The organism is Arthrobacter sp. GMC3, assembly GCF_002929305.1.
Taxonomy (GTDB): domain Bacteria; phylum Actinomycetota; class Actinomycetes; order Actinomycetales; family Micrococcaceae; genus Specibacter.
The window spans coordinates 117,893-128,593 of sequence record NZ_PJIO01000003.1; the positions used below are offsets into that span (position 1 = coordinate 117,893).

Annotated in this window: 11 protein-coding genes; 1 reads left to right on the plus strand and 10 read right to left on the minus strand. The window is 59.7% G+C overall.

Translation table 11 applies throughout. The features are described 5' to 3' along the window. Window positions 1-4 precede the first annotated feature (4 nt). Window positions 5-1,639, plus strand: coding sequence for an AMP-binding protein (locus CXQ94_RS06655; RefSeq protein WP_104087505.1), 1,635 nt, complete (start codon window positions 5-7; stop codon window positions 1,637-1,639). A gap of 20 nt (window positions 1,640-1,659) precedes the next feature. Here the strand turns inward: CXQ94_RS06655 and CXQ94_RS06660 are convergent, their stop codons facing one another. From CXQ94_RS06660 to CXQ94_RS06705, 10 genes are all read right to left on the minus strand, one after another. Then, on the minus strand, window positions 1,660-2,211 hold the full coding sequence (locus CXQ94_RS06660; protein ID WP_104087508.1) for an NUDIX domain-containing protein: 552 nt from the start codon (window positions 2,209-2,211) through the stop codon (window positions 1,660-1,662). 32 nt (window positions 2,212-2,243) lie between these two features. Continuing rightward, complete coding sequence (locus CXQ94_RS06665) at window positions 2,244-3,440, minus strand: type II toxin-antitoxin system HipA family toxin (RefSeq protein WP_104087511.1); 1,197 nt, start codon at window positions 3,438-3,440, stop codon at window positions 2,244-2,246. After that, window positions 3,437-3,637 carry a helix-turn-helix transcriptional regulator gene (locus CXQ94_RS06670; protein ID WP_104087514.1) on the minus strand — a complete coding sequence of 67 codons (201 nt, stop codon included), beginning with the start codon at window positions 3,635-3,637 and terminating at the stop codon, window positions 3,437-3,439. Before CXQ94_RS06670 ends, CXQ94_RS06665 begins: the two co-directional genes overlap by 4 nt. 229 nt (window positions 3,638-3,866) lie before the next feature. Next, window positions 3,867-4,844: a class 1b ribonucleoside-diphosphate reductase subunit beta gene (gene nrdF / locus CXQ94_RS06675; RefSeq protein ID WP_104087516.1), complete on the minus strand. Its 978-nt coding sequence runs from the start codon at window positions 4,842-4,844 to the stop codon at window positions 3,867-3,869. Window positions 4,845-4,955: 111 nt separating this feature from the next. Then, entirely contained in the window at window positions 4,956-7,076 is a 2,121-nt protein-coding gene (nrdE, locus tag CXQ94_RS06680; RefSeq protein WP_104088421.1) for a class 1b ribonucleoside-diphosphate reductase subunit alpha, read from the minus strand. A gap of 14 nt (window positions 7,077-7,090) precedes the next feature. Further along, window positions 7,091-7,567 carry a class Ib ribonucleoside-diphosphate reductase assembly flavoprotein NrdI gene (gene nrdI, locus CXQ94_RS06685; protein WP_104088424.1) on the minus strand — a complete coding sequence of 159 codons (477 nt, stop codon included), beginning with the start codon at window positions 7,565-7,567 and terminating at the stop codon, window positions 7,091-7,093. 124 nt (window positions 7,568-7,691) lie between these two features. Next, window positions 7,692-7,937: a glutaredoxin-like protein NrdH gene (gene nrdH / locus CXQ94_RS06690; protein ID WP_104087519.1), complete on the minus strand. Its 246-nt coding sequence runs from the start codon at window positions 7,935-7,937 to the stop codon at window positions 7,692-7,694. 322 nt (window positions 7,938-8,259) lie between these two features. Continuing rightward, on the minus strand, window positions 8,260-9,525 hold the full coding sequence (locus CXQ94_RS06695; protein ID WP_104087522.1) for an MFS transporter: 1,266 nt from the start codon (window positions 9,523-9,525) through the stop codon (window positions 8,260-8,262). Then, window positions 9,522-10,082 (minus strand): TetR/AcrR family transcriptional regulator, encoded by a 561-nt coding sequence (locus CXQ94_RS06700; RefSeq protein WP_258066811.1) that lies wholly within the window; start codon window positions 10,080-10,082, stop codon window positions 9,522-9,524. The genes CXQ94_RS06695 and CXQ94_RS06700 overlap by 4 nt, the downstream gene beginning before the upstream one ends. Beyond that, window positions 10,079-10,663, minus strand: a complete 585-nt coding sequence (locus CXQ94_RS06705) for a sugar O-acetyltransferase (RefSeq protein ID WP_258066813.1) — start codon at window positions 10,661-10,663, stop codon at window positions 10,079-10,081. Before CXQ94_RS06705 ends, CXQ94_RS06700 begins: the two co-directional genes overlap by 4 nt. Between the last annotated feature and the right edge of the window lie 38 nt (window positions 10,664-10,701).

Below are 10,701 nucleotides of genomic sequence, written 5' to 3' on the forward strand. Positions count from 1 at the left end.
TTGCATGACCAACGATGTTCAGGCTTCCCACACCACCGGCCCATCCTCCACTCCCTTGCTGGCGGAGACGATTGGTGCCAACTTTGCCAAGACAGCTAGCCGCTTCCCGGATCGGGAAGCTCTTGTGGACCTTCCCTCCGGTCGCAGGTGGAACTATGCGCAGTTAAACGACGACGTCGATGCCCTGGCCCGCGGTTTGCTCGCCGCCGGGGTAGTCAAGGGCGACCGCGTGGGCATTTGGGCGCCCAATGTGCCCGAATGGGTACTCATCCAGTACGCCACGGCCAAGATCGGGGCCATTCTGGTGAACGTCAACCCGTCGTACCGGACCCACGAGCTCAAGTACGCCGTTCAGCAGTCGGGCATGCGCATGCTGGTGGCCTTGCCCGTGTTTCGCAACTCGGATTATGCAGCCATGATTGACGCCGTCCGCCCCGAATGCGAGGAGCTGGTGGACGTTGTCTACATCGGCAGCGAATCCTGGGATGCACTCGTGGCGGGAGGAGTGGCGATCTCCTCCGACGCCGTCGAACGCGCCATGGAGCAGCTAGACGCCAATGATCCCATCAACATTCAGTACACCTCGGGAACTACTGGCTACCCCAAGGGTGCGACCCTGAGCCATCGCAACATCCTGAACAACGGCTACTTCGTGACCGAGACCATCAAATTCACAGAGCAGGACAGGCTCTGCGTGCCTGTTCCGTTCTACCACTGCTTTGGCATGGTTATGGGCAATTTGGGGGCCACCACCCACGGCGCAACCATCATCATTCCCGCGGCGTCCTTCGATGCGGCGGCCACCCTGGCAGCTGTTCAGCAGGAGCGTTGCACCGCGCTATATGGCGTTCCCACCATGTTCATTGCAGAGCTGAATCTGCCCGACTTTGCCAGCTACGATCTCTCCAGCCTGCGGACAGGCATCATGGCCGGTTCCCCGTGCCCTGTGGAGGTCATGAAGCGGTGCATGACGCAGATGCACATGGCACAGGTGTCCATCGCCTACGGCATGACGGAAACCTCGCCGGTGTCCATGCAGACCCAGACCGACGACGACGTGGCGCACCGGACCGAGACCGTGGGCCGTGTGCACCCGCACCTTGAGGTCAAGATTGTGGATCCTGCCACCGGTCTCACGGTTCCGCGCGGCACCCCCGGCGAATTTTGTACGCGCGGGTACTCGGTCATGCTCGGGTACTGGAACGATCCTGAGAAAACGGCCGGCGCCATTGACGCGGAGCGGTGGATGCACACCGGCGATCTGGCGGTCATGTTCGAGGACGGCTACGTCAACATTGTGGGGCGGATCAAAGACATGGTGATCCGTGGCGGGGAGAACTTGTACCCGCGCGAAATTGAGGAGTTTCTGTACCAGCATCCAGACATTGCCGACGTTCAGGTCGTGGGGGTGCCCGATGAAAAATACGGTGAGGAACTGTGCGCTTGGATCATGATGAAACCGGGCGCGGCACCGCTTGACCAGGCCGCCGTGGCAGCCTATTGCGAGGGCCACCTCTCCCGTCATAAGGTGCCGCGGTACGTTCTGGTAGTGGACGACTTCCCCATGACGGTTACGGGCAAGGTGCGCAAGATGGATATGCGAGCAACAACGGTGGAATTGCTCGGCTTGGGTTCCTGAAACTCGGCAATCGAATCGGGCTAGACGTCCAGTTCCAGACGCTTGTTAAGTTCCGGCCAGGCCGCGGCGAACCCCGGGTGCAGTGGCAGTGCTGCGACGGCGTCGAGCGGTACCCATTCAAGAGCTAGGCTCTCGGGGTCGCTGATGACCGCCTCAAAGGGCGTGATGGCGGCAACGGCAACTGTTGTGTACCGCCAATACCCCACGTCATAGACGGAGGTGAAGAGAAGCTCAACGTTTTCGCGCGGAACTCCGGCCTCTTCCCACGCTTCGCGCAGGGCTCCGTCCACTGCGCTTTCACCTTGATGGAGGGCGCCGCCAGGCAGCCCCCACGTTCCACCATGGTGGGACCAGACGGCCCGATGCTGCAGCAAGACTCCGCGGCCGACGTCGAAAACCAGGAGTCCGGCCGAGCCGAACTTTCCCCAGAACTTGCCTTGTTCCCCGTCAACCCAGGCATCGCCGGGGTCGCGCGGGCCGAGAAAGGTCCCGGGACGCACAGCAGCAGCTGCATCACGAATGAATCGGGCTGCCGCGGAGGTCGATCCTTTGGGGGAATTGTCCTGGTCCATGGCGTCAACGGTATCAACAATGCAAAGGCATGCTAGTCCATGAATTCCGTGCGCCTGAATCGCAGTTCCCGCTGTGCACCTCGGAGCGGTGAACCACTAAATGGCAGGTCCTCCAGCGAGATGGACGTGGCGGCGTTCAGGGCCAGTTTGTTGGCAGCGGCCGCAGCCTTCTCGGGCAGGCCAAGGGACTGAGCAAATTCCGCCCAATGCCTCGCCTTCAGGTTCTTGTACTTTCCGGTGATCGACAAGGCCATAGTGTTATCGCCATAGAGGAGTGTGCAGGGCACGTCATAGATGGGGGCCATCACGAAAGCACCGCTCAAGCCGCCAAGGACCGAAAGATTCTTGGCGTGAAGGTCTCCGTTGCCGCTCAACCACGCGAAGACAAACTGCAAATATATGTTGCGCTTAGCCACCACAGGAGCCTGACACTGCCGCGCCAAGGCCAGGGCAACATCCTCGGCGGCAACGCTGTACTTTGACGCCGGCGGCAAGCCCAGAACCTGAGTCCCGTCTTCCAACGGCAATCGGAGCCAACTCTCCCCCACGCCCTTTGCCCGGTCGAAGCGTTCCACCAGCAGACCCGCCTGGCCGTTTCGGTCACTAATGACCTTGCCGCGCACCACCGGAACCTTAAGTCCCTTGGCTCCGGCCAAATGGGCAGCCTCATTGACGACAAGATGCGGATTCTCGGCCGGGTCCAGCTTGAGCAAGTACCGCATTCCCCGCATGGCCAAAGGTGTGGTGAGCATGGATGCGCTGGCTTTGTCCTGAATACCCGGCAGGCCGTGTAAGTCTACGGAATTCGACAACGCTGCGAAGTCCAGTTCCTCTGGACGCGAGGTGTCGGCCAGCGGCTCGGGCTCGGTCGGCGCAACACCTGCCGGAACCACCTGAACATCGCCGGGCACATCAGCCCCAACAGCCAGCAGGAGCGAGAGCTCGTCGTCGAAACTGGTCTTGGCCGCATTCTTCAAGACCGTCAGCCGGTGCCCCTCGGGCAGCAAGCCTGCGAAAAACGGCGGCAATGCCCCGTTCTGCGTCTCGATCGCCACTGCCGAAAGGGGTAGGGAGAACGCCACGGGTGTCTTGTTGTTAGCAAGGTAGCTGTCCCTGTAGGAGAACCGTACGCCGCCTTGTTCGGTACGCTGCAGCATACCCGCCAAGGTTCCGGCCTTGTAGACGTCGGCTTCACGAACAAGCTTCAGGTGCTGGAGATCCTGGCTCATTCGGCGACCGTCAGGCGAAGCCCCAGAACGTTGGCCGCAGCCACCACGGCTCGCAGGGACGGGTTGCCGGTCCCCGTTTCTATCGCCCGGATGGTGCGCTCGGAGGTTTCAGCGAGGTTGGCTAGGTCCTCCTGGGTCAGGCCTGCATTCTTGCGCGCACTGCGAATGCTGGCAGCTACGGCTGAAATACTATCCACGACACTCCTCCAGGCGGCAAGATAATGCCGATTACGGCATCACTAGTCGCAATTGTGCACCATCCACGCACTTTCGGCAATATTCTGCCGAAAACACCTTCATGCCACCTTCACGGGTTGCACTTGGGGCAGATCGGTAAGATATTGCCGATATCAGCAACTATGCCTTAACAAAAAATGCGCGCAACCCCACCAAATTGGTCGGACTGCGCGCATCAAGTGCAAGGAGTTAGAAGTCCCAGTCGTCATCCTCAGTGTTGACGGCCTTGCCAATCACGTAGGAGGAGCCTGAGCCGGAGAAGAAGTCGTGGTTCTCATCGGCGTTCGGTGAGAGCGCCGACAAGATAGCCGGGTTCACATCCGTCACAGCGGCCGGGAACATGGCCTCGTAGCCTAGGTTCATGAGCGCCTTGTTGGCGTTGTAGTGCAGGAACTTCTTGACGTCCTCGGCCAGGCCAACGGAGTCGTAGAGGTCGTGCGTGTACTGGACTTCGTTCTCGTAAAGCTCAAACATGAGCTCGAAGGTGTATTCCTTCAGCTCCGCCTTGCGCTCTTCGGAGAGACCCTCAAGACCCTTCTGGTACTTGTAGCCAATGTAGTAGCCATGAACTGCCTCATCGCGAATGATCAGGCGGATCAGGTCGGCGGTGTTTGTCAGCTTGGCCCGTGAAGACCAGTACATGGGCAGGTAGAAGCCCGAGTAGAACAAGAAGGATTCCAGCAGGGTGGAGGCAATCTTGCGCTTGAGGGGATCGTCGCCGTAGTAGTAGGACTCAATGATCTGAGCCTTCTTCTGCAGGTTCACGTTCTCAACCGACCAGCGGAAAGCCTCGTCGATTTCCTTCGTGGAGCACAGCGTGGAGAAGATCGAGGAATAGCTCTTGGCGTGCACCGATTCCATGAACGCGATGTTCGTGTAGACAGCTTCCTCGTGCGGGGTGATGGCGTCCGGAATCAGCGAGACCGCACCCACCGTACCCTGCAGGGTGTCCAGCAGAGTCAGGCCCGTGAACACGCGCATGGTGAGCAGTTGCTCGTCCGGCGTCAGCGTGGCCCAGGACTGGATGTCGTTGGACAGCGGCACTTTTTCCGGCAGCCAGAAGTTGTTGACCAGGCGGTTCCAGACGTCTACGTCCTTCTCGTCCTCAATCCGATTCCAGTTGATGGCCGTTACATGGCTCGCCAACTTCAGCTTCTCCGGTGTCATGACTGCTTCTCTCCTTGTAAAAATCTTGGTGGCCGCGCGGGCCAGATCAATCTTAAGCCGAAGGTACGACGGCGGGAAGCACCCGCCGTCGTACTCTTCAGTTGTGTGGTGCTAAAGCATGCAAGAAACGCAACCCTCAACCTCGGTCCCTTCCAGCGCGAGCTGGCGGAGACGGATGTAGTAAATGGTCTTGATGCCCTTCTTCCAGGCATAGATCTGAGCCTTGTTGATGTCACGCGTGGTGGCGGTGTCCTTGAAGAACAGCGTCAGGGACAGGCCCTGGTCCACGTGCTGCGTGGCGGCAGCATAGGTGTCGATGACCTTCTCGAAACCAAGCTCGTAGGCATCCTGGTAGAACTCCAGGTTGTCGTTGGTCAGGTACGGGGCCGGGTAGTACACGCGGCCCAGCTTGCCTTCCTTGCGGATCTCAATCTTCGAGGCCACCGGGTGGATCGAGGACGTGGAGTTGTTGATGTAGCTGATGGAGCCTGTGGGCGGGACGGCCTGCAGATTCTGGTTGTAGATACCGTGCTCCATGACGGAAGCCTTCAGCTCGCGCCAGTCTTCCTGGGTGGGGATGTGGATGCCGTCAAACATCTCAACAACCTTGGCAGTCTGGGGAACCCATTCGCCGTCGGTGTACTTGTCGAAGAACTCGCCGCTGGAGTACTTGGACTTCTCAAAGCCGGCAAACGTTGTGCCTGTCTCCATGGCGATCAGGTTGGACGCCCGGATGCAGTGGTACACCACCGTGTAGAAGTAAATGTTGGTGAAGTCCAGGCCCTCTTCGGATCCGTAGTGGACCCGCTCCCGAGCAAGGTAACCGTGCAGGTTCATCTGGCCCAAGCCGATGGCGTGCGACTGGTCGTTGCCCTTGGCAATGGACGGCACGCTGGTGATGTTGGACATGTCAGAGACAGCCGTCAGCGTACGGATAGAGGTCTCGATGGTGCTGCCGAAGTCCGGTGAATCCATGGCCTTGGCAATGTTCAGCGAGCCAAGGTTGCAGGAGATGTCCTTGCCGGTCTCGTCGTAGGACAGGTCATCGTTGTACGTGGTGGGCTGTGAAACCTGAAGGATTTCGGAGCACAGGTTGCTCATGATGATCTTGCCATCGATCGGGTTGGCGCGGTTCACCGTGTCTTCAAACATGATGTACGGGTAGCCGGACTCGAACTGGATCTCGGCGAGGGTCTGGAAGAACTCGCGCGCCTTGATCTTCGTCTTCTTGATGCGGGCGTCGTCAACCATCTCGTAGTACTTCTCGGTGACCGAGATGTCGGAGAACGGAACGCCGTAGACCTTTTCGACGTCGTACGGGGAGAACAGGTACATGTCCTCGTCGCGCTTGGCCAGCTCAAAGGTGATGTCCGGCACCACAACACCGAGCGAAAGGGTCTTGATGCGGACCTTCTCATCAGCGTTTTCGCGCTTGGTGTCCAGGAAGCGGTTGATGTCCGGGTGGTGGGCGTGCAGGTACACAGCCCCTGCACCCTGGCGGGCGCCAAGCTGGTTGGCGTAGGAGAAGCTGTCCTCGAGAAGCTTCATCACGGGGATGACGCCGGAGGACTGGTTCTCGATCTGCTTAATGGGGGCGCCCACTTCGCGGATGTTGGTCAGCGCGAACGCCACACCGCCGCCACGCTTGGACAACTGCAAAGCGGAGTTGATGGAGCGGCCAATGGACTCCATGTTGTCTTCGATGCGCAGCAGGAAGCAGGAGACCAGCTCGCCACGCTGGCGCTTGCCAGCGTTCAGGAACGTGGGGGTGGCTGGCTGGAAGCGTCCGCCGATGATTTCGTCAACCATCTTCATGGCCAAGGCCTCGTCGCCGCGGGCCAGGTGCAGGGCAACCATGCAGACACGGTCCTCGTAGCGCTCCAGGTAGCGGTTTCCGTCGAAGGTCTTCAGCGTGTAGGACGTGTAGAACTTGAACGCGCCCAGGAAGGTTTCAAAGCGGAACTTCTTCTTGTACGCATGGTTGTACAGGTCACGGATGAAGTTCATCGTGTACTGGTCAAGCGTCTCGCGCTCGTAGTACTCGTTCTTCACCAGGTAGTCCAGCTTTTCTTCCAGGTCGTGGAAGAACACGGTGTTGTTATTCACGTGCTGCAAGAAGTACTGGCGGGCTGCGGCGCGGTCGGCGTCGAACTGGATCTCACCCTTGGAGTTGTAAAGGTTGAGCATGGCGTTCAGCTCGTGGTATCCCAGGCCCTCCCACGCGGCAGGCATGTCCTTGGACGCCTTCACAGTTGAGCCTGGTTCAGAGACAATCGTGTCCAAAATTCTTCCAATCCTTCGTGAACGCGGGCCACGTCCTCAGAGGTGCCCATGAGTTCAAAACGGTAGAGATGCGGTACTTGGCATTTGACCGAGATAATGTCCCCGGCCAGACAATACGTTTCACCAAAGTTCGTGTTTCCGGCGCCGACGACGCCACGAATCAGGTCCCGGTTCCTCTCTATGTTGAGGAACTTGATGACCTGCTTTGGTACTGCCCCGTGTCCGGAGTCCCCGCCATACGTGGGAAGGACCAAAACATAGGGTTCTTGAGCTATAAGTGTGTCTTCATGGGTGTAGACCGGTAACCGCGCCGCGTCCATGTTGAGTTTCTCCACAAACCGATGGGTGTTATCGGAGGTGGAGGAAAAGTAGATCAAACGGCTAGTTGTGCGTCGCCCGGCAACCTGACTGGCAGCTGATGTTGGCGCAATGACGTTCATTTTCATCGCTTCCTAACCGGGCTCGCTTGCTGCTGTGGGGCCAACCCCGTGAGCGTTGGCCCCACCCGTGCACTAGCGGCACGTGATGTCCTGTAATCCGTTGGGCCCGTGGCCCGTGGGAGTATCAGGCTACGTTCGAGGCCGATTCCTGATTGATCTCAGCGATCTTATCCGGGCGGAATCCCGACCAGTGATCTGCGTCGGTGATGACCACGGGGGCCTGCTGGTAGCCGAGGCTCAGTACGTGTTCCAATGCGGCGGGATCGGTGGAGATGTCTACGCTCTTGTAGGTGACACCCTTTTTGTCCAAAGCCCGGTACGTGGCATTGCACTGAACACATGCAGGTTTGGTGTAAACCGTAACGGTCATGATCGAGATCCCCTTTTTTCTGAAGAAAATTCTGTGTAGAAGCACTGCTTCGAGTTAGCTTTTTGCGACCCCACAGGGCCGCTCACTGTCGGAGGGGCCGGACAGCTTCCGCTATGGCCTCGCCAGCGTTTCAGGCCTTGGCCCGAATTGCTTGAAATGATGTATTTGATACTACATGTAGTGCACGCCGCCGGAAGCGACCCCAACATGATGTATTACAAGTATGTCATTTTATGCACCGGTAGTCCACAGCTTTAAAGAGTTAAAAGGGCGAAAATCCAAGGTTTAACCCCTAGCTATCCACAGCCTGTGGAGTACTTCCTCACTTAATTAAGGACGGCGTGTCGGGCGGCTCCGGCGTGTCGGCCATAGTGGCCGTAGTGCTGGCGTTTCGCACAGGACGGCCGGCCAGGACCGGGGAGAAGACCAGTACCAAGATTCCCGCCAACGGCACCACCAGCAGCCCCACACGCAAGGAGGTCGCGTCGGAAAGGGCTCCGACGATGGGTGGGGAGAGCAGAAAAGCCACACGCATCAGCCAACTCACCACCGTCAAACCGGTCCCGGCTGGCAGCCCCGGCACAGTGTCGGCTGCATGCATAGCTGCGGGCACCAACGTGGCCACACCCAGCCCGGCCGAGGCAAAGCCAGCAATAGTCCCGGGCACGCTGGGCAGCAATAGGGCAAGGCCCATACCAACGCTCACAATCAGGCCACCGGCTTGGGCCACTTTTCGCTGGCCGAAGCGATCCACGAGTCTATCGCCCAACGTCCTGCCCACAAACTGAGCCCCCACCAGCGAAACGAAGCCCAGCCCGGCCAGGGCCGCCGGAGCGTCCAAATTCACCGACAGGTACACCGAGGACCAGGTGCTGCCGGCGTCTTCCACTAGTGCACTTCCTGCAGCGATCACCACTAACGCCATCAGGATCAGGTATTTGTGCCGCCTCCACGGCTGCCGCGCCGAAATGCTATTCGATGCTGCCGACCCGTCAAGGCTGACGGCGTCGACCATTCTCGGTTCCGGCCCGGCCAGCAAGAGGCGCAGGCAGGACAGCGAGACGGCGGCAAAGAGTGCCCCGGACACCGCAAGGTGTAAGCCGAGGGGAACGCCCAGCCCTGCTGCACCGGCACCCATGAGTCCACCAGCCACCGCCCCCACACTCCACACGGCGTGGAAGGAGTTCAGAATGGACCGGCCGTACATTCGCTGGACACGCAGCCCGTGTGAATTCTGGGCAACGTCGGTGATGGCATCCATGGCTCCACCTAGGCAAAGTGCAGCGGCAAAGATGATGCCCGAAGGCGCCACCCCTGCCAGCATGATGCCCACGGCGGTCAAGACGGTGCCTGCCACGGCCACCCTTGACGAGCGGAAGCGTCTGATCAGCATTCCGGAGGCTAGGCCGGCGGCCAGTGCGCCGACAGGGAACGCCGCCACGGCTAGACCAAACTCGGCATTCGATAGCCCCAGGGCTTCCTTGATGGCCGGGTAGCGTGGAACCAAATTGGCGAACAGGGCACCATTGGTGAAAAACAATGCTGCCACGGCGAAGCGTGCCCGGCGCAGCTCACGTGTAGAGGTCATGCGGTGCCAACCATTCTATTGACCGCCTCACGGACGGTTTCGTAGGACAGCGGAGAAATCGCCAGCACCCTATGGAGGGAAAGTCCCTCAATCAAAGCGTCCAGCATGATCGTCGTTCGTTCATCAAAATGCCGCCCCAACGCCACCCGACTTCGTGCCATCCAGGCGTCAGTGACTTCGCGCAGCTCAGGGCGCCGGGCAGCGAGGGCGTACAGCTCGTAGGTGAGTAGTGAGTTGCGCCGCGCACCGAGCAAATCGCCGGTGATGAGGCCGACGACGGCGTCACAAGCCTGCTGCTTGTCACTCGCCCCCGCTAGTGCCACCTCGAAGCCGTCGGCCGTCGTGTTGGCTAGTTTCGTGAACGCCGCACCGAGGAGGTCGTCCAGGCCATTGAAGTGGTAGGTCATCGAACCCAGCGGCACCCCTGCGGCTTGAGCCACTTTTCGGTGGGTGGTGCCTGCAACACCGTGCTCAGCGATGACATCAAGGGTCACATCAATAAGGCGCTCACGTCGGTCGGGTTCGTGGCGGCGCAGGGGATGACTGGCCCCGGTCACGGTATTTCCCGCACGATCCTGGCCGGGTTCCCGACTGCCACCACATTGGCTGGCAGATCACGGGTTACCACAGCACCAGTACCCACCACAGTGTTTTCGCCTATGGTGACCCCGGGCAGTACCGCCACTCCCCCACCCAGCCAGACATTGTCTGCAATGGTGATGGGCTGGGCCGCCTCCCACTTAGCCCTGCGCAATACGGGATCCACTGGGTGCGTGGGTGTCAGAAGCTGCACATTGGGCCCTACCATGACGTCTTTTCCGATGGTGATCGGTGCTACGTCCAACGCGGTGAAGTTGAAGTTGATAAAGGTGCCGGCTCCAATGGTGATGTAGCTGCCGTAGTCCACGTAGAGCGGCGGGCGGATTTCCACATCAGGGGCGCAGGAGCCGAGCAGTTCGGCAAGGATTTCCTTCGCTCCTTCCGGGTTGGCCGTCCACGTGCGTGAGTATTCATCCGCCAAACGAATTCCCCGCTGGGCGGCTTTGGCCAGATCCGGGTCATCGGCGATGTAGAGGTCGCCTGCTTCCATTCGCTCTCGCATGCTGCGTCCGTCGTGGGGCTCAGGGGTCTGGTTCATAGGGTTCTTCCATCGGTACGAAAAGTTTTATGTACAAA